Annotated in this window: 12 protein-coding genes, 1 tRNA gene and 1 pseudogene; 3 read left to right on the top strand and 11 right to left on the bottom strand. The window is 35.3% G+C overall.

Features of this window, described 5'->3' with window-relative positions; genetic code table 11:
• Nucleotides 1–55 precede the first annotated feature (55 nt).
• Genes ACE38O_RS04385 through ACE38O_RS04365 form a run of 5 tightly spaced genes read right to left on the bottom strand, consistent with a single transcriptional unit; the run spans nt 56 to nt 10702 of the window.
• Entirely contained in the window at nt 56–3031 is a 2976-nt protein-coding gene (locus ACE38O_RS04385) for a type IV secretion system protein (protein ID WP_374698373.1), read from the bottom strand.
• Nucleotides 3028–5463, bottom strand: coding sequence for a type IV secretion system protein (locus ACE38O_RS04380; protein WP_374698372.1), 2436 nt, complete (start codon nt 5461–5463; stop codon nt 3028–3030). Before ACE38O_RS04380 ends, ACE38O_RS04385 begins: the two co-directional genes overlap by 4 nt.
• Nucleotides 5464–5496: 33 nt before the next feature.
• The gene (locus ACE38O_RS04375; RefSeq protein ID WP_374698371.1) at nt 5497–7998 is read right to left on the bottom strand and encodes a type IV secretion system protein; all 2502 of its coding nucleotides are present in this window, start codon (nt 7996–7998) and stop codon (nt 5497–5499) included.
• Nucleotides 7991–10396 carry a VirB4 family type IV secretion/conjugal transfer ATPase gene (locus tag ACE38O_RS04370; RefSeq protein WP_374699083.1) on the bottom strand — a complete coding sequence of 802 codons (2406 nt, stop codon included), beginning with the start codon at nt 10394–10396 and terminating at the stop codon, nt 7991–7993. Before ACE38O_RS04370 ends, ACE38O_RS04375 begins: the two co-directional genes overlap by 8 nt.
• A gap of 9 nt (nt 10397–10405) precedes the next feature.
• On the bottom strand, nt 10406–10702 hold the full coding sequence (locus ACE38O_RS04365; protein ID WP_253307377.1) for a type IV secretion system protein VirB3: 297 nt from the start codon (nt 10700–10702) through the stop codon (nt 10406–10408).
• 115 nt (nt 10703–10817) lie between these two features.
• Here ACE38O_RS04365 and lysS point away from each other — a divergent pair, with 115 nt between their 5' ends.
• Nucleotides 10818–12491: a lysine--tRNA ligase gene (lysS, locus tag ACE38O_RS04360; protein ID WP_374698370.1), complete on the top strand. Its 1674-nt coding sequence runs from the start codon at nt 10818–10820 to the stop codon at nt 12489–12491.
• Nucleotides 12492–12524: 33 nt separating this feature from the next.
• Here lysS and ACE38O_RS04355 read toward each other — a convergent pair whose 3' ends face one another.
• Entirely contained in the window at nt 12525–13121 is a 597-nt protein-coding gene (locus tag ACE38O_RS04355) for an RDD family protein (protein ID WP_374698369.1), read from the bottom strand.
• A 24-nt stretch (nt 13122–13145) separates the two neighbouring features.
• Nucleotides 13146–13228, bottom strand: a tRNA-Leu gene (locus ACE38O_RS04350).
• Nucleotides 13229–13342: 114 nt separating this feature from the next.
• Here ACE38O_RS04350 and ACE38O_RS04345 point away from each other — a divergent pair.
• Nucleotides 13343–14794, top strand: a complete 1452-nt coding sequence (locus tag ACE38O_RS04345; protein WP_374698368.1) for a replicative DNA helicase — start codon at nt 13343–13345, stop codon at nt 14792–14794.
• A gap of 84 nt (nt 14795–14878) precedes the next feature.
• On the opposite strand, the pseudogene ACE38O_RS04340 reads toward ACE38O_RS04345, so the two are convergent.
• Nucleotides 14879–15967: pseudogene (locus ACE38O_RS04340) on the bottom strand (IS481 family transposase).
• 46 nt (nt 15968–16013) lie between these two features.
• On the opposite strand from ACE38O_RS04340, the gene ACE38O_RS04335 reads away from it, so the two are divergent.
• Entirely contained in the window at nt 16014–17678 is a 1665-nt protein-coding gene (locus ACE38O_RS04335) for an ankyrin repeat domain-containing protein (RefSeq protein WP_374698367.1), read from the top strand.
• 85 nt (nt 17679–17763) lie between these two features.
• Here ACE38O_RS04335 and ACE38O_RS04330 read toward each other — a convergent pair whose 3' ends face one another.
• The 3 genes from ACE38O_RS04330 to ACE38O_RS04320 are packed head-to-tail and all read right to left on the bottom strand — an operon-like array spanning nt 17764 to nt 20212.
• Nucleotides 17764–18183 carry a DedA family protein gene (locus ACE38O_RS04330; protein ID WP_374698366.1) on the bottom strand — a complete coding sequence of 140 codons (420 nt, stop codon included), beginning with the start codon at nt 18181–18183 and terminating at the stop codon, nt 17764–17766.
• Nucleotides 18184–18189: 6 nt separating this feature from the next.
• The gene (gene cysS, locus ACE38O_RS04325; RefSeq protein WP_374698365.1) at nt 18190–19563 is read right to left on the bottom strand and encodes a cysteine--tRNA ligase; all 1374 of its coding nucleotides are present in this window, start codon (nt 19561–19563) and stop codon (nt 18190–18192) included.
• The gene (locus ACE38O_RS04320; RefSeq protein ID WP_374698364.1) at nt 19556–20212 is read right to left on the bottom strand and encodes an exopolysaccharide biosynthesis protein; all 657 of its coding nucleotides are present in this window, start codon (nt 20210–20212) and stop codon (nt 19556–19558) included. The genes cysS and ACE38O_RS04320 overlap by 8 nt, the downstream gene beginning before the upstream one ends.
• Between the last annotated feature and the right edge of the window lie 72 nt (nt 20213–20284).

Genomic DNA, 20284 nt, shown 5'->3' with positions numbered 1-20284 from the left:
AAAATTTTACTTAAAATATCTTTTTAATTAGTTACTCCATAACATCATTCATATCTTACTTCTCTCCATTTCCTTCCTTGTTTTTAGCTTTATCACTAGGATCACTTCTTATTGTTTCATCAGGATTTTTTTGCTGACCTGATTGTTTTGGTGCTTCAGGTTTAGAGCTCCCCCTCTCCTTTTTATCAGGACCTTCTTGCTTACCTGATTGTTCTGGTATTTCAGATTTAGGGCTCATGGAATTATCCTTCACGTCAACTTCCGTCCGATCTTTACCCACTTGTTGCCTAATGTTCTGTATCATACCTTGGGTCTTATTATCAAGGCCAACAGCCGACAGTATAGATTGTGATGCGCTTGTGGCAACTTGACCAACACTGCCAGCAACTCCCCAACCAGAGCTGAACAGCGCTTGTGCCATAGCTTCCGATATAGAAACAAAAGATTCCATTGCACTAGCAATAATTAAGTACATAAATGCTTGAATCAGATCTATGGGCAACGCTGCAAAGTGCCCACCAGCCCTTTCTCCGGTACTGAGTGCAACATCAACATTAGTGCCAGGACTGTATCCAAGAGGCAGTATTGATTTCATCAAGCACAGATCATACGATAAGAAATTTACGCTAATTAAACATTGATAGCATACAGAAAAATTTGTGAGATTGTATAGAACTGAATACATCAACTGATTTAAAAGAGATAAAGATGAAAATAAAATAACTGGTTGTACTGCAACGTGAGCCAGCGTTTTTATCCAGTTATCAAACAAGGGTTTAGTCTGTTGAAATAAAATAAACACGATAAACAAAGGTGTTAATGACAGTAAAAACGCTACTAGAACAGTAGATATTACATATTTAAACGTAGCGCTAATAATGCATTTTAAAAACGCAAAAGTAGCGTAGAGTATTGCCAAAAATGCAATAAAGCCAAAAGGACCAGAGAGCATCAACGATAAAAACTTTAACCAAGTTTCTGCTGTGAATAATACTCCTGCTGTCAAGTCTAAGAATGCAAATTTTCTCCCCCCTTCCCCTATATAGCCAGAAAAACTATCAACTAAATAAGTGCTACTATCCACAAAAAGTATGGATAAAGTTGTACCAAAAAATTCCCAGCTTTTATCGCTAAAGGCAAAAGCTATAAATGCTATCTTCATCATCCTTACAATGAAGTCAAATTTACTTAGCTGTATTGTTCCAAGCATATAGCCAACAACAGTAAATATAACGTATAGAGTAAGTAAAGCTCTTACTCCTTGAAGCAGGCCTCTTCTATATCCTTCATATGAATCTTTAACGCCGCTTTTAAATGCTCCTGTTATAAAATCAAATATCTCGTTTATATTTGATGAAATAAAATCATTAATTTTTCTTTTGACAAATAAAGTTACTGTGTACTTATTATTTTCATAATATTTGCCATTTTTGTCCGTAATGTCATCTCTCTCTACGTTGCTTACATCAATACCAAAATATATCTTCTTAGATTCTTCGTTCCGAAAGTGTTTTCCGCTTATTACATCTAATATGGTGTACTCATCTTTTCCGTTTACTCTCACTCCTACCACTTTAAAATCATTAGTTCCCACACTATGCAAATCTTTAGGTGGCTCATCGCCTAAATATACATATAATTTTTTGCCATTAATGTATTCACATGATCTAGTCACTTTAACATGGTAACCACCCCTATTAGCTCCATAATTACCATAATCTGCAATAGCAAGCATCACATTACTACCAGGTGCTACATCTTTTTCATCTATTGTATAGTCATGATTTAATTTTAAGGAAAAATGTTCAAAATTATCACTAATTTGTGAACACACATTATCCCCTTTTGCACCCTTTTTCTCTGGAAGACATTGAGTACCTTCAGCAGTGTCTTGATCATCAAGATCACCAATTTTTGCAACAAGAGCTTCAGCCCAGGAGAGATCTTCAGTGTCTTTTTTGGTGTTTGATATAAAACCAATGTTAACCTGCTTAAAATCCCCTTTATTTTCTGCAATCTTCTTAAGCTTATCTTCAACCTCTTTAAGGTGAGAATACATGTCACATTTATTGTCTTTATCATATCTTTTATACCTTATAGAAGAGACGCAATTTTTCTCTTTAGGAAAAATAGCATTCCATATACCTTCTTTGTTGTAACATATATTCTGATAGTAGCAGTTAAGCTCATAAGAGCTGTACTTTTTTGTTTCGTTAGGATCGCATGTTTTTCCATCACACAATTCATTCAATCCTATTTTAGCTCGTCGTAAATCAAGCAGCGAGCCATGCATCCATGGTTTGTTGTCTTGAATATAATATTGATTAAAATGTACCTTATTATCATATGGAGTGTAACCATTGCCAACTAGCGCTTTTCTTTTTTCCATCTTCTCTTTACTAAGCTGTGGAAATTCTACTGCGGTCCTTTTACCCTTATCTCCACAAAAGAACCCTCTTCCATTTAGCATGTCTTTTACCGTAGCTTTTTCATTTCCTTCTTGAGTGTCATAACAATTGTCATCAAAGCTGATGCCTTTTCCCTCTGGATTGTCGTAATCAATTGTCATCTCTCTGGGAACTAAGCTGAAGCTTAACTTATCACCAGGATCTACTTTAATCCCAGTATCAACATAACGTCTCCTACTATAGGCATTTTTGTTTCCAAAACCTATATCCCCACACGCTTTTCGTTCATCAAGACCAGAATTATTAATTAACTCACTACTGTAATTTGGTATTGAACCATCAGCACAAAATACAGCAGGTACCAGTATTTTCCTTGGATTTTCACCTTCTTTAGAAGGGCAAAAATTTACTGACCCACCGAGGGTAAATTTGATTTTCTCACCCTGACTAATTACTTGACCAGAATCAACCCAATGGATCTTAACTCCTTCATCGGCTTTATGAACTGGAACATCCACGTTAACACTAGTGTTTCTGCTCTGCAACCCAGGCTCAACACAATCCATAGTACAACCAGTGATTGCGAGATATAGTATCAATAATAGTGATCTTTTACTCATCATTGTTGTTTCCCTGGTTGTGGTATCTGAGGTGTTGACCTTTGAGCCCCTTGTGGTATTTGAGGTCTTGACGCACCTGACTGTTGAGAAGCACCCCATCCTCTTCTAAAGCTACTTTGCTCATCTAATCCTACTGTTCCCATTAAGCTTTGTTGATACTGTCTTCCAGGTTCGCTTGCTACATAAACACCAAACAACGAGTCAGATATTGTCGAAGAAGCTTCAACTAAAGCTTTCATAGCATGACCTAAGATAACAAAAGCCATCATAGCGGTAATATTAGGTGTATATTTGGAAGCATAACCATAGAAGATACAAGGGTTAAAAATCTTTAGGTCAATACTAAGTATACACGTAGAGCAGACTTCAAAATCAAATACTGAATATATGATATAATCCATAACCTGACTTATCAGTGATATAAAAATTAAAAGCACTACTGGATGAATTGCAAATCTTGCTAAATTTTTAACCCAGTTTTGAAACATCTGCCTAGTATACGCAAATAAAAGACAAATAATAAAGATAGGTGCTAAAGATAGCAATAACGCAACTATTGCTATAGATGTGATAAAAGAAAATAAGGCGTTAAAAATAGATAAGCTCACTGTGATTAAACCCCAGATCACCAAGCAAAAAGATACAATGCCTAAAGGGCCGGAAAATATAAGAGATACTATTAACAATACTGAATGCGATGACAAGAACCTATTGAGCGGCAAATCAAGGAATTCAAAAACATTTGATGTAGTGCCTCTAAAATTTGCTATTTCTATTAACTGTTTTGGAGTATTAACAAAAATAGAAAATGCATTATTATAAAAAAAGTTCCAGCTGCCATCTTGCAACAACTGGGTGATAATTCCTATCTTTACGCATATAATTAAAAACTCATATATAGAAACATGAGTTAACCCAAAAAAGTAATAAAGAGTATACAAGACTATGTATAATACTAGTAGCGATATTATTGTAGATCTAATGGTATTTGTTCTGCTTGATTTTATAAAACTTTCGTAAAGAGACTTTACAGGACTAGTATCAGAGTGAATTGCGTTGGAGTCTTTGTAGCTGGAACCAAAAAATGCAGTTTTCACTTTTTCATCAAAGAAATTATATATCGCACTAAAAGTTTTCGTAGGTGGCTCTTTAGTTGTTAGGTTAATACTAAATTGACCTTCATTTTTATAATTGCAGCCATGGTCTCTTATTCCGTAATATATGGTGCCACTTTTGTCTTTTAACTTTTCTTTTAAGCCTTCCATATACTCAGTATCATAAACTTTGCTAATGTCGACAGGTATATCTCCCTGGTTTTCATCGGGCTCACGCTCAGGAAATTTATCAGAAATGCTTATATATAAGTTATTTTCTAGGCTATGGTTCTTTGTTACTCTTATGTTGAAACCACCTTTGTCATTTCTATCGTAGCAGTGCTCGTCATTTCTACTACATAAACTAAAAGTTAAACTTGGTGTTCGATGGTATTTTTCTATCTTATAATCACAGTTAGTACATATGCCACCTGTTGGAATGTATTCAAAATCTTCACCATCCATGTGAACACGTAATAGTGTAATGTCAGTTTTTACCTGTTTTTCCTTTAATACGTTACTAATAGTTTCAGCAATAACAGATTCACCACTAGAATTTAAAGCATTGAATATCTCACCTTCTATACTATTGTATTCAATATATGCGCAACCTTTGTTTCCGCTGTCGGAAGGAAATTTACATATACGTCTGCAGAGTAAATTCAAAATGTGCGTATCTATTTTGCTTTTCTGACTACTTGAAAGCGAGCTGCAGTCTATATTTTCTCCTTGTTTTATAGAGTTAATAATATTTTTAATCTCCTTTCTTTTTTCATCTTGATCTGATTTTGAAAAATTTGGATCCCAGTACTCTTTTCCATTCAACCACTGTGGATTACCTATAATATACTTATTTGGACATATACCATCTTGAATACTACCTTGACATCCTTCTCGATTTAAAACATGTGCAAAATGTTCCGTTTCTTTCTCGCTGCACTTTTCATCAATTTTTACATACCTGATTTTTGTCTCACTCTCTTTATCTTTACACACTTTACTTCCAATCACACTAAAGCTTATCGTATCACCTTTTTTAAGTGCAAATGGTAATGTAACGTCATTTCTCCCAGGCCCAATTGCAAAATCTGCATACTGTTTAGGACAAAAATTAACCTTGCTAGGCACTATGTCAATCTCTGTTACTCTTATTCTATCTGAGATATTAACACCGGAATCAACCCACTTCTGCTCTGTTGACACTATATCTAGTTTTTCACGCAAACCTGATAAATTTTCTGGCTTAATACAGTGACCTTCCCCGCATCCAGACAATAAAAAAAGTACCACAAAACTTATGCATAGCTTACCCAAGTTTTGGTTACTTAAACGTTTAAGCATCTGTTACTCACCTTAACTAGCATCACCGCCACCTTATTTAACAGTTTCGCTGGAACCTTTACCACTATCTCCACCTCCTCCACCAGTACCTCTTGCCTTCTTGACAGCCGCAGCAGCAGCTTGACCAGCACCTCCAGCAGCAGCTTTGGCAGCAGACAAAGCTTTGTTCACCATTTGTGCAGGTGTACTACCAGAACCGAGTGCTGCTCTATGGTTACCGGCAAGTTCAGCAGCCATGTTAGGAAGAATGTTTAAAAAGTGGTAAAAGAGGAATAATACCAGACACAATTTTAATAATTCCCCGATGAGAGAGCTGCCAAACTCCATGTATGTAAAGTTGAATAGACCAAGTATGCTGCTCTTTTTAAAGCTATAATTTTGCATCATACATGCAAGAGTAGGTTCATTTTTATCACATTCACCATCTCTTAACTTAAACCATTGTTTTTTACTACCACCCGAGGCTTTTATTTTCTCCTCATATTCCTTGTCCAGCTCAAAGTTCAAATTTTTAAAATAGATTTTATCACATGCTATGAACATGAAGGACAAAAACGCAAAAAGTATAACTGGATATAGGCTATAGGTGATCAATTCTTTTACCCATCCATCAAAATATCCTTTGGTGTGTTGGAATAAAACCATAGGAATGAACAAAGGTGATAAAATGACGATTACACTTAAAGCAACTAGAGATAAAATAAATACATAGCACAGCCACAAAATAACCATCATCATCAAAACGGCCATAAATATACAGACAATAGCTACTAAAATTTGTCCACCAGCAAAAATAATACCGATTATCGAACCTGCAACTAACAAGACAGGGGCAGCACCAAGCAAGATTGCTAACGTTACAACACCTCCAGTACCAATTTTGCCACCGATCCCTTCTAAAGGTGCTCCTAAATAGAATAGAATCCTACAATCAAGCCTGTCCCAAGGAGCAAGATAACTGTAAGATACCTTCTTTCCTGCACGAGTATATTCATAATCTGTACCTGCTTTATAATTACATATGCCTTTACTTTCAGATGACGCTTTTAGCACTATCTCTGACAAACCATTTGAGAGACGAGTTAATTCTCCATAATAATGAGGCATGGTACTACCTGTTGTGAAGTAAATCACTAAAGCGAATTTAATAATCAACATGTACATTTCTTGTGGACTACGAACTCCACCAGACATGGCTTTTATAGAAAATAGTATTAAAGCTAGAACCAAAACAGCAGTTACGGTATTTTTCAGCCTTTTTTGAGCTACAGACAAGAAACCGCCCTTATCATGTCCATTTTTGTCCTTAAGTGAGTTGCCACTTGAATCAATACCTGCAACTAAATTATCTAACGATTCCTTAATGCATTGCACTATCATAGAAGTGATGGGAATAGGAGCTAATGATTTACTTCCAGCCTGATTATAGCAAGCTTTAGAGATATACGAGCTAAAACAGCCAGCATTATCATAACCTACAAAAACTTTTCCTCCTTTTTCCTTATTTTTTATGGTAGTTTTATAATCATCATCATTACCAATAGGAACTTTTTCCTTTCCTGTACCATCTTTATTTTTGAATATCATCACAGATTGTTCACACATAGGAGCAAGTGGGTCAGGTGGCAATTCTGTGCATCCCATATCAACCCCTTGCGGCCAAGGAGTCATTTCGATACCAAGCATGCTCACACTTGCCAGCTCCACACACAACCTGCCCATTTTTCTTACTGCTTTAAATGTTGACCCATGTATGGTTTCGCTTTGCCCAGCTTTAAGAACTTTACATTCCAGCGCACCATCAACCCTCGGAGACCATGACCCACCTTCATATCCAGTATCTTTTTCCCTGACATTAAAGTCTATATCACCAAAAAGATTACCAAACGTTAAGGGGTTTCGATGACATATTTCTATATATTCACTGTATTGCACACCGTTTTTTGGCCAGTAATAACTTTCTGTACTCTCCTGAACGTTAGAATTTAAGGCTTCTTTTTCTGCTCTTTTTCCGTCATAGTCTTTTTTGTTCACGCCTTCCCGAGCTTTATCTTGCAAACAAGAAAAATATTCATCTTCTGTTTGGTAATTTTTATTGGTACAGCCACTATAACCTGTGTCTTCTAATTTAAAATTTTTGTATTTTCCATCATGACCACGTGCAACTGGGTGTTTAACAAAACTATGTTCACAAACAACAAGCCCTCCTATCGCTTTCCAAACCCCAACAATTGCAGCTATCATTCCAACAATGACAAAAGCAGTAAACAAACCAGCAGAAGAGACGATCAAAACAATGCCAGTAAATATTGCACCAACAGCAATCGCTATTCCAGCAAGTGCTGCAGCTGTTTTAAACGCTCCACAATCAGGGTTAGAGGCACGGCTAAAGTTGCCAGTAGAATTAAATCTACTAACAAAGTCTGTCTTGTCAGTACCACTTACTCCATCTGCAAGCACTGGATATGAGAGTAAAAAGTCTATATTTAGTAAAAATATCGCAATTAATAGCAATGACAGCTTAGTCTTAAACATTTTTTACCTTCTGATAAAATATAGGCAACCATACTTTTGGGTTGTCCCCAACTTCATTTAATATATCGTGTAACAATAGAACACTTTCTGCACGTCCGGATAATACGTTGATTATATCATCCAGGTCTTTTAAGTCTATTCTAGCTACCACAGCATTAACTCCTTGTTTCACCAAAAAGAATCTAGTACTTGGATCTGTGTGCTTAATTAATATATATTCACGTTCAGTTAACATAAAAACATCCCGATAGACACTAGTAGCTTTCAGATTTGGTAAAAAAATCTGTGTCGCTGTTTGTTGTACAAGCGTATCGCTAATAGCACTTTTACTTGCATCCTCAACACTCTGAGTAGCAAAAATCACAAAAGCATTTAGTTTTCTCAGTACCTTCAACCAGTCTTTTATCTTGGGTGCAAAAACTGGATTATCTATTAATGCCCATGCCTCATCAAGAACGATAATAGATGGAGTGCCATCAAGAGATATACTAATCCTATGAAATAAATAAATCAATACTGGTCCAAGGGCAACAGGATCTTTGAGTAAGCTAGCCATCTCAAAACCAAATACTCTTGCTCGTGAAAAATCTAGCAAATCTTCTTTATTGTCAAATATTGCAGCATGAGAACCATTATCATGCCACATAGATATTGCCCCAGCTAGAGTATCAGGACCTGCAAGTCCTAAAAACGGTACAAGGTTTCTCAAGAACCTGTCTTCTTTTCTTAATTTAAAATTTCCTTCAATTGCATCATTAATTCGTACAATATCTTCTGAAGTAAATTTATCATTATATACCGAAATTAAAGACTTTATCCACTCCATTAAAAATGTTCTATTGTCAGAGGTGTCATCAAGTTGCAAAGGATTAAAATTTGTTTTAGTTCTTGGTTCTATTACAGTATAGATACCACCAAGTGCTCTTAAGAAAATCTCTGCACCGCGATCTTTGTCAAAAAAGAATATCCTTGGAGAAAATTTTATTGCTTGAGCACATAAGAAATTCATTAAAACAGTTTTACCAGCACCAGTTGGGCCAATTATCATAGTGTGTCCAACATCCCTTATATGAAAGTTGAAAAAAAATGGAGTACCAGATGTCGTGTCGAAAACTGTAACGGCATCTCCCCAGTGGTTATTGAATTTATTACCAGTAGGATAATTATGTTGAGATGCAAATCCAGCCAAATTAAGACTACTTATTGTAGCTTTTCTCACTATATAATCGAAATTACCAGGAATTTGCGCCCAAAATGCTGGTTCAAGGTTAACTCTCTCACGGACAGGGTAAACACCGCAATTAGAAAGCTCTGACTCTACCAACGACAGAGCGTTATCCAATGATTTAGGACTTTTTTCTATACATAAAATAGTCAGGTGATGTTGACCAAATGCAATCTTACCACTCATTGCGTCATCAAGCGCTTGAGAAATTTCTGCTATTTGAGAAATAGCTTTATCTGCAGACTGTATCATTCGATTTTGCTGTATCTGCATTTTTCCAATCGCCATTTGCCTGTTTATAAATTGAAAAGATTGCGTAATTATAAACTCGTAAGGAAGTTGTAAAAACGAATCAAGCATTCCTGCAGAAGTATGATTTCCATATTCTTTGATACTAACTACTCCAGCATATTTACTCTCATTATGAGTCACAACCTGTATCATCTTACGGCCAAAGAATAACCTATGTACTGGTAAGTATCTTGATATTTCAGTTCTTAGCGGAAAAAGCGTATTTGTAACGAAGCCACAATTTACGATTCTAGATAGAAACTCCATTATTTCGCAGAACAAACCATCTGGAGTTTCTTTTACTCCAAGAATTTTAGGCGAATAATTTCTAAGGCTTGTCACTACACGATTTGTCGTTTCCTCTAAATCTTCATACGTGGCACGCATATCACTTTCCCAAGCATGTTTTGAAGTTACATGTCCGAATTTTTTTAGTAGATATGACAAAAATTCTACTCCTTTTGTGTCTGCTCTACGGATAATCGTAATGTATAGGTCATTAATAAATGATTGCCTTGTTGCGTGTTTTTCTCTCCATTTTAGATTTACGTGATTAGCGAAAAAATTCGGCAAACCTTGACTTGCAAATTCATCAGAAAAAATATTTTTTTTACGTCTGATAGTATGAAAATACAAACTAAATGCCGGAGATGAAATGCTTCTGAGCATCTGATTCCTGATATTATTTTGTATTACTAAATCCTCGTCATCGGCGGTTTCAAATGCAAAGCCACTTAATTTTATAACCTTAACCAACCAATTTTCTTTTGTCATCAAGGTTGTGCTATTCCAATAGCAAGAATAAGGAATAAATTCAGCAGCGTGAACTTCCCTGCTCAGAGTAGATTTACTCTTTGATTGAATAGCCCTAAACCTCAGCATCACACAACATTAAGCAATATCATAAGAATTGGCTCCATGATAAAAACGGTTTAAACATTTCGAGCACTTTCCTAATTTTACCATAAATAATTCAATAAACAACGGTTCTTTTGCAGAAGCTATATAGCCAAGTCCATGTATACCTGGTAACATTAAGAGAATCACTCTCAAATCATTTGAATTAATGAAAATTAGCAGACAAATCAGGACGTTTAATATTGCAAACATATAACTCACACCAAAGAGCATTGCAGGTCTTGTAAGACCTTTAAATAATTGATCTGTTTGTATACTACCTGTGGACATATCTTTAACCTTCTAATAATAGCTCTAACACTAATACTATATCATTATATTAAAATCCATTGAAACTAGTAGCACTTTAAGTTAAGATACATTGATTAATAATTTAACCCAGATAATGACAAGTTGGCCATTTCAAGAAGCAGAAAAAATATTGCAAGAGTTTCCTAATAAAAAAGAAATAATATTTGAAACTGGTTATGGACCCTCTGGTTTACCCCACATAGGAACCTTTGGAGAGGTTTTTCGCACTACAGTTGTTGTAAATGCATTAAAAAAAATAGCTCCTGGTATAAAAACCAAAATCATTGCAGTTTCAGATGATATGGATGGTTTACGAAAAATACCAGATAATGTGCCAAATCAAGAGATGCTAAGGGAGCACTTAAATAAACCATTGACTGTGATACCCGATCCATTTGGCACTCATGAGAGTTATGGTCATCACATGAATTCGTTGTTGTGTAAATTTCTTGATTTGTTTGAATTTGAATACGAATTTAGGAGTGCAACAGAGTGTTATAAATCTGGCGTTTACGATGAAAAACTTTTACTCCTGCTGAAAAATTATGATAAAGTGATGGACGTAATGCTTCCATCATTTCGGGAAGAAAGGCAGCAGACTTACAGTCCATTCTTGCCGATATGCCCAAAAACTTCCCAAGTTTTACAAGTTCCAGTAATTGAAACAAATACAGATAAAGGAACAATCACGTATGAAGACCCAAACGGGGAAAAAATAGAAGTTCCAGTGACAAAAGGAAAATGTAAACTGCAATGGAAACCTGATTGGGGAATGAGGTGGGCCGCATTTGGAGTAAATTATGAAGCTCACGGAAAAGATTTAACTCCATCTGCTGTGCTTTCAAGTCAAATATGTGAAATACTTGGAGAAAAGCCACCACTTCTGTTTTGCTACGAGCTTTTCCTTGATAAAGAAGGAAAGAAAATATCAAAATCAAGAGGAAATGGCATTTCAATTGAAGAGTGGTTAACTTACGCACCAACAGAGAGTTTAGCATTGTACATTTTTCAGAGCCCTAAAAAAGCTAAACGTTTATATTTTGATGTGATACCAAAATCAACTGATGAATATTTAGAATTTATAAGACGTTACAACGAGAACAACGGGGAAAACACAAATAGTAAATTTCATACAGAACCTGGTTATGATGAGAAATTTCTAGGAGAAGTGCAGGTGAGCACCGCAGAATACTCGAATGTATTTGAGGAGCGCAAGCAAGCTTTAACGATAAAATTGCCATCAGAAGCAAGGTTATGTAACCCTGCCTGGCATATCCACCAGGGCAATGTTCCCAATATAGAAACTTCAGGCATAAATTTCTCACTACTTTTAAACCTAGCAGCGGCTTGTAATGCTGAAAACAAAGAGATCCTATGGGGTTTTATATCCTCTTATGCACCGAACGTCACACCAGAAAATAATAAAATGCTTGATAGACTTTCAGACTTTGCAGTAAAGTATTACCACGATTTTATCAAACCAACAAAATCATATAAAACTCCAAATGCAAAAGAGAAAGAAGCGTTACTAGATTTGAAGGACACTTTACATTCTCTATCTACAACTGTTACTGCTGAAGAAATTCAATCTCAGGTATTTTCTATTGGAAAAAAATATGATTATACCAACTTACGTGACTGGTTTCAGCTATTATATGAAACGTTACTTGGCCAAAAAACCGGTCCAAGAATGGGATCTTTCATAAAGCTTTATGGAATAGATAATACGATTTCTCTCATAGAAAGCGCTACTAAATGTATACTTTAGAGTTTACCTTCTTTCATTTGAGCTCTTTAGTTTTTAGTTCTGCCTTCTAAGGCTTTTACTCGTGACAACCACTGTGCCTGCGATCTTGTCGTGCCAAGTTTGACAGCGTTTGTTGAAATTTGACCATAAAAAGCCCAAGAATAATGGTGCAGCTGACAATATAAAGGAAAAAAATCTCTTTGTTGCTTGTCTTAGAGTCATCTTTTCGAAAGTTTGTGCATCCACAACTCTAAGCCCAAGTAATAGTTTTCCAGGTGTAGCAGCAAACCTTACCAACATATATGTTACATAGCAAAAGAGCATAATAAACTGGACTATTTGATTTAGGATTAGTAATTTTATAAGTCTACTCTGCGTTGTCTTTTCTTCCGCAGACAGTGGTGCTTGCATTGGGGATTTTGCAGCAATTTGACTTAATATTTTGCTATCCTCTGAGTTCATAAAGAGCTGATTTAAGGCTTGGCTGCAAAACTGCAAGAACAAAACGATAATAATTAAATCAAGCAATACTGATATATAGCGCCTGAGGCCCGTTACATAACATATCCCATTTTCATCTTTCTTTACCTTTTGAATAACATTTATAGAAGAAAAAATAGAAAATAAACGATCAAAAAATTTATGTAACATATATACACTTTCCAATATTTAACGTGCCCCTGGCCGGACTTGAACCAGCATGCTTTTGCAAGCAACAGATTTTGAGTCTGCCGTGTCTACCATTCCACCACAGGGGCATTAAGTTTTAATGCTATAGGCAACACGGAATTAGTCAAATTTTTTTGCCTTTACATCTTTCAAATGAGGACTAAATATTCTACAATAATCAACAGTTACTCTCAAAACTTAAAATGAATGAATTAGCTAGTCTCCTCAGTTCAAGAAGTGTAGACAAGGAAATATGTAAATTACCGCATAATCTAGAAGCTGAACAGATGCTTATTGGTGCAATGATTCGTGATAATAGAATCTGTGATGCGGTTGAAGACACAATCACAGCGGAGAATTTCTATGATCCATTACATCAAAGTATTTTTACGCAGATATCCAAAACCAGGAAACACGGTATAGTTGCTAATGAACTAAGCCTCAAAATGTTTTTTGAGAACGACCAAGCGTTTACCGAGTGTGGTGGGGTAGAGTACTTAGCAAAGCTTGCAGCAAAGGCAAGTATTGCACTTGATATCTATAGTTTGACTAGAATAATCCGTGATACTTACTTAAGGAGATGTTTAATTAAGCTCGGGCAAGAAATAGTTGGTGATAGCTACAACTACGATATTGAAAATCCTGCACAGGCGCAAATTGAACAAGCAATGACAAAATTGTTCAACTTAGCAGTAAAAAAACAAGGTGAGAAAACATATATAAAACTTGCAAGTTCAATTAAAGACGTAGTTGAGAAGATCAGCACACTGAAAAATAATCCAGAAGCGCTGGGCGTTACAACCGGACTTCAAGATCTAAATCAGCTTCTTGGTGGCCTACAAAAATCTGATTTATTAATTTTAGCTGCAAGGCCTTCTATGGGTAAAACAGCATTGGCACTAAACATTGCACTTAATGCTTGTAAGATGTTGCAAAAAAGAGCAGATAAACAACACTATGTAGCGTTTTTCTCACTTGAAATGTCAGCAGAACAATTAACCGCAAGGTTGATCACTATAGATTCAGGGATTAGTTATTATAAGGCATTAACCGGGAGAATTAGTGATTTTGAATTGCATGAATTTATCAATGCTAGTACAGAGTTATCTGAACTGCCTTTCATCATAGATGACACCCCTGCGCTATCAATTAGTGCCCTTCGTACTAGAATACGTTTGTTATATCAATTGTATAATGTAGAAGTGGTATTCATTGATTATTTGCAGCTAATCAGAGGAACAACAAAAAGAAGTAATGAAAATAGAGTACAAGAAATCTCGGAAGTGACGCAGGGTTTGAAAGCAATTGCAAAAGAGCTGAATATTCCCGTTGTTGCACTATCTCAGCTCTCTCGTTCTGTTGAGCAGAGAGATGACAAAAAACCACAACTTTCTGATTTGCGTGATTCAGGAAGCATAGAGCAAGACGCAGATATAGTAATGTTTCTCTATAGAGAAGAATATTATGAACTAAGAAAGCAGCCAAGCGAAGGGAGTAACAAACATCGAGAATGGCAAGAGAAAATGGAGAAAATTAGAAATGTTGCAGAGCTCATTATTGCAAAACAGAGAAACGGGCCAATTGGCAGTGTGAAGCTATATTTTGACTCTAACAGAGGTGCATTTAAAGATTACACGGAAAGGCATAGTGTGTAGCAATTTTTTGCCAACTTATTGTAATTTCTTAATTTATTAATAAAATTGCCTGTAAAAGACAAGATTTAATGTGACAGACAAGAATTAACTGACAGAAGAATTGAGGTAGTCAAAACTAATATCAGGCTCTTGTTTAATGCTACTAATGTTTTTCTGAAAAGCAATATATTTACTATCAAAAAACGTTTGCATAGGTGTTTTGCCATAGCAATACTTACCCGAGTGAGGCCTTGTCTCATTATAAGAACGCAACCAATAATCAACATCAATCTGTAGATCTTCCAAAGAATTGTAGATTTTCTTTCTAAAGATAATATTGTAACACTCATCTTGCATGGTTCTATGAAATCTTTCACATATGCCATTGGTTTGTGGAGAGTTGGCTTTGGTTCTAGAATGATCGATATTTTCGATTCCCAAATATAACTGATAAGCGTGATTTTCTGGCTTGCCACAATACTCTGTACCCCTATCAGTTAGAATGTGTAATAATGGAATTTTCTGCTCATCAAAAAATGGAATAACTCTATCGTTGAGGAGGTCTGCAGCTGTAATAGCTGTTCTGTCCGTGTAAAGTTTAACCATTGCAACTCTCGAATAAGTATCAACAAAAGTCTGCTGATAAATTAGCCCTATACCTTTGATATTGCCCACATAATAGGTATCTTGAGAACCCAAATAACCTGGATGTTGTGTCTCAATTTCACCATGAGCTTCCCTTTGTTCTTTAACTTTTTCTAAAGCTGTAAGTTGTTCTTCAGTTAAAATGATTCCTTCTTAAGCTACTTTTGTCTCTAGCGCTTTAAGTCTCTTTTTGAGAGTTTCAAGGTCATTTCTTAGCCATACAGACCTTACTCCTCCCTGAGAAATTATTATACCTCTTTTTCTCAGTTCATTTGCAGCTCTTTCTTGCCCATATGCTGGAAATTCTGTTGCTATACCAATCACTGCTCTTTCTATATCGTCGGAAACTCTGTTCGCTAATAGCGGTTTTTTCTTACTTATTTCATGTAATGCTTCCTCTCCTCCATTTTCATATAACTCCTTAAACCGATAAAATGTATCTCTTGAGTATCCCATCACTTTGCATGCTTGAGATACATTTCCTAGTTGTTTTGCTAGCTCTAATAACCCTAGCTTTGGTTTTAGTATTTTTGTTTGTATTGTACTCATTTCTAACACTCCTTTCTTTTATTATTTTATAACTTACTTATTTTAAGTGTCAGATCAAGTCCTATTTAATACAGTTAAGTTGCTTGATAGATACTCAATGATTAACTTAAAGAAAAGAATAGTAAATACCCACAGGCTGGTGCAGAAAGTAATAAGGTTAAAATTACAAGAGAAAGAACAAGAAGAGGAAGCTCTCAGAAAAGCTCTGGAGTTAATAAATAGTAATGATGTGGTAAAAGAGGATGTTAGTCATATTGTTTCTGTTTGGGAGTATGCAAGTAAACACGGTAAGTTGATTGATGAATTTTACTTTAACTCTATTTACGTACGTAGGGTAATGTTCTCTAAAGAAAACAAGGAAAGTAATCCTTTGCTCTTGCTTGCTGAAAATGGTAGTTGTAAAGCAATTATGGCTATATTAACACATGTAGAAAAATATCATTTAGATAAATTGGGAGAGGTTATTAACATTAAAGACAATCGTGGCCGAACTCTGTTGCACATTGCTGCTTATAATAGCAAATTGGATGTAGTAGAGTACCTTATCAGTAAAGGTGCTGACTTTAGTGCTAAAGACAAGCTTAATGGCACTCTATTACATTCAGCTGCTGAGGGTGGTAATTATGAAGTGGTTAAGGCTCTGCTAACACATACAGAAAAAAAACATTCAGGTGGAGTTAGCAAGGTTGTTAATGCTAAAACCAAGGATGGCAATGCCCCATTACATCTTGCTGCTTATAGTGGGAATTTGGATGTAGTGGAGTGCCTTATTAAAAAAGGTGCTAATGTTGATGCTAAGAACGGAGATAATGAAACTCCGTTGCATTATGCTGCTATAAGTGGAAACTTAAAAGTAGTGGAATATTTGGTTGGAAAGGATACTTATTCTAATGTCAGAACTGAATTTGGTGATACTTTATTACACCTTGCTGTTAAAAGTGAAAGACTAGAAGTAGTAAAATATTATGTAGAAAAAGGTATTGGTGTTAATGTTAAAAACAAATACAATGAAACTCCATTACATTATGCTGCTGATAATGGAAACTTAGAAATAATGAAATATCTTATTGAAAAAGGTGCTAATGTCAATGCTAAGGGTAAAAATGACGAAACACCGTTACACCTTGCTATCCATATGGCTACCTTTAGCGAGGACTTAAGTATAGTGAAATATCTAATCAATAAAGGTGCTGATGTTAATGCTACGAACTGGTATAATGATACTCTATTACATCGTTTTGCTAAAGATGGAAACTTAGAAATAATGGAATACCTTATTGAAAAAGGTGCTCAAGTCAATGCTAAGGGTAAAAATGACGAAACACCGTTACACCTCGCTATCCATATGGCTACCTTTAGTGAGGACTTAAGTATAGTGAAATATCTAATCAACAAAGGTGCTGACGTTAATGTTAAAAACGGAGATAATAAAACTCCATTACAAATTGCTGTTGAAGATGGAAACTTAGAAATAACAAAATATCTTATTGAAAAAGGTGCTAATGTCAACGCTAAAGACAAATATGGCGAAACACCACTACATCATACTGTCCTTATGGGGAAAGTTGATATAGCTATGGCACTGCTGAAATACAACGCAAATGTTAATGCTAGAAATCATAGGGGAGTGACAGTATTAGATTATGCCATTAATAACTGCCAAGAACTTGTGGGGTTGCTTTTAGCTCATGGTGCATCCCGTGACTATTGAAATTTTGCATTTAATTTATAGCTCCGCTTATGTCAGGGCATAGGATAACAGAAGTGGGCTTTTAATAGCTGTAGTACTATAGCTGTTATACTCCAAAAGTAAGTATTAGATATAACAAATAGAAGAAATTAGATAGAATGATTAAAGGGGCAAGGATATAAAGGTTTAACTTGAAATAACCTGATAAAATTTGAATCACACTTCCAAGTGCTGGCACCCACGAAAGTAATAAAGTTGTAAAAATTAGCAAATTTTTTGTAACTTTTGGCATTGTATATTCGTTTTCTAATTTGTGGTATGATTTTCGTATAGAGATTGTTATTCTACCTAAGTACCAATTAACTGTTCCACCAAGGCTTGATCCTAGTACTCCAAAAAACAACATCAGTAGTAGATTGTGATGTGATCTAAAGTACAGCATAGCTTCAAACATAAAGCCTTGGTGTATAGGCAAGATTAACGATGATAATAGGCTGTCTTTAAACAGCAGAAAGTAATCTTCCATATAAGTTTACCAAGTTGTTGTACCATCTTCGTTGTCAGAAATTGTAATCCCCATTTGTTTCAACTGATCCCTTATTTTGTCTGCAGTATCGTAATTTTTATTTTTTTTTGCAATTTTTCTTAAGTCTATCAGCCTTTCTATTTCTTGATGATTTACATCCACAGTAAACCACTCTTGATAACTTGACTCAAGAAGACCAATAAATCTAGCGCTCTTAACAAAACTCTCAGTTAATTTAAGCTTTTCACTTTCATTACTCATTTTGTTGATTTTTGCAGCCATTTCATGCAGTATAGCTAGAGCTTCAGGAATGTTTAAGTCGTTTTTTAAAGCGTCTATAAAATCTTTAGAAATCTCTGCGTTACTTTCATCAATATTCGTTGTATCTAAACCACGTGATAACCGATAAAATTTATTTAAGGTTTCTTGTGCATCGGAAATAACGTTTTCTGTCCAATCAAGTGGTTTTCTATAGTGAGTTTTGAGCAGTGCATAACGTATTACCTCGCCTTTTATTCCACTATCAAGCAATTCTCTTATTTTGACTATATTAAATAAGGACTTGCTCATTTTCTCTTCATTTACTGTAAGAAAACCATTATGTATCCAATATTTTGCAAACATTGATCCAGCAAATGCAGACTTACTCTGTGCAATTTCATTCTCGTGATGAGGGAATTGTAAATCTATACCGCCACCATGAATGTCAAAATCTTTGCCAAGGTAAGCATATGACATTGCTGAGCATTCTATATGCCATCCAGGTCTGCCCTCTCCCCATGGGCTATTCCAATAACTTGAAAGTTTATAGTCAATATCACTTGCAGGCTTCCACAGCACAAAATCTCCAGGGTGCTTTTTATTTTCATCAATTCCAACCCTGCTACCATGAATCAATTCATCAGTTTTTTTTCCTGATAAAGCACCATATTCATGGTAAGATTCTATATTAAAATACACGTGTTTGTCAGATTCGTAAGCGTGACCTAATTGCAGCAAATATTCAATTAATTCTATAATATAATCTATGTTTTCCGTTGCTTTTGGCTCGTGTGTTGGCTCTTTACAATTTATTCTTCCCATATCATCATGAAAAGCCTTAATGTAATGTGTGGTTATACTTTCTATATTGCTATTTTTCTCACTTGCTGCATTAATTATCTTATCATCAATGTCGGTTATGTTACGCACATAGGTAACTTTGCCATAACAAAACTTAAGTAGCTGAAATAACACATCGTAAACAACAACAGACCGTGCATTGCCTATATGTGCCGTATCATATACCGTTGGCCCACAAACATACATTTTTACGTGATCTGTATTGATCGGTGTAAAAAGTTCTTTTTTTTTTGTTAAAGTGTTGTAAAGCTTAACCATATACAAAGCTTTTTAGAAAAGAAAATGCCCCGATTATAAGTTGTGGCCCTTTGACTATTACAACAAGAGTAAGTAATAACCCACACAATGATATTAAGACTCCCAATATAGAGAGAAATCCGTCTTTACTCATAATACCAAGTGAGATAAGAGTTGTACCAATTGCAGGGATAAAGTTAGTTAAAGGTAGTGGAAGGGCTATTGATAATGCAGAAAGCAGCATTATAAAAGCTAAAATCTTTTCACCAGGCCCATAGAAAATGAAAGACATTCTTGGCTGCATGAACTTTTCTATTTTTTTTAATGCTGGAGAAGTTTTTTCTACCACAAGAGCTAGTGTTGAACGTTGAAAAGATTTTCTTTCCAACCAGTGAGGCATCCAAGGAGAATCAAACCCAAACAGAAGCTGCAGTGAGAATAAGATTAGAGGTATAGAAAGTATAGTTGTATACCCAGGTGGAACCGGTATAGGTACCGATAGCGGCAAGGAAAAGATTATTATTAAAATACCAAAACCGCGCTCTTGCAAAGCTGCTTTAATATCAAACAATGTCACTTTATCGCTATTAGCGTTATCGGTATCTGCAACCTCTTTTAGAATATCAGAAGCTAATTTTTTATTTTCAGCCAATTTCTCACTTTTTTGCACAGCTACCCTTTAATAAGATTGTTCCTTATAACTAACATAATTATTACTATATTTCAATATTCGTTATTCATT

Origin of the sequence: Wolbachia endosymbiont (group B) of Limnophora tigrina, from assembly GCF_964263235.1 — a bacterium.
Lineage (GTDB): Bacteria > Pseudomonadota > Alphaproteobacteria > Rickettsiales > Anaplasmataceae > Wolbachia.
This window is presented reverse-complemented; position numbering and strand designations above follow the sequence as displayed.

Bases quoted from the DNA above. Each gene is read 5' to 3' on its own strand.
- ACE38O_RS04385 (WP_374698373.1), bottom strand. From the start codon at position 3,031: ATGATGAGTAAAAGATCACTATTATTGATACTATATCTCGCAATCACT.
- ACE38O_RS04365 (WP_253307377.1), bottom strand. From the start codon at position 10,702: ATGTCCACAGGTAGTATACAAACAGATCAATTATTTAAAGGTCTTACA.
- ACE38O_RS04355 (WP_374698369.1), bottom strand. From the start codon at position 13,121: ATGTTACATAAATTTTTTGATCGTTTATTTTCTATTTTTTCTTCTATA.
- lysS (WP_374698370.1), top strand. From the start codon at position 10,818: ATGACAAGTTGGCCATTTCAAGAAGCAGAAAAAATATTGCAAGAGTTT.
- ACE38O_RS04345 (WP_374698368.1), top strand. From the start codon at position 13,343: ATGAATGAATTAGCTAGTCTCCTCAGTTCAAGAAGTGTAGACAAGGAA.
- cysS (WP_374698365.1), bottom strand. From the start codon at position 19,563: ATGGTTAAGCTTTACAACACTTTAACAAAAAAAAAAGAACTTTTTACA.
- ACE38O_RS04380 (WP_374698372.1), bottom strand. From the start codon at position 5,463: ATGCTTAAACGTTTAAGTAACCAAAACTTGGGTAAGCTATGCATAAGT.
- ACE38O_RS04375 (WP_374698371.1), bottom strand. From the start codon at position 7,998: ATGTTTAAGACTAAGCTGTCATTGCTATTAATTGCGATATTTTTACTA.
- ACE38O_RS04370 (WP_374699083.1), bottom strand. From the start codon at position 10,396: ATGCTGAGGTTTAGGGCTATTCAATCAAAGAGTAAATCTACTCTGAGC.
- ACE38O_RS04330 (WP_374698366.1), bottom strand. From the start codon at position 18,183: ATGGAAGATTACTTTCTGCTGTTTAAAGACAGCCTATTATCATCGTTA.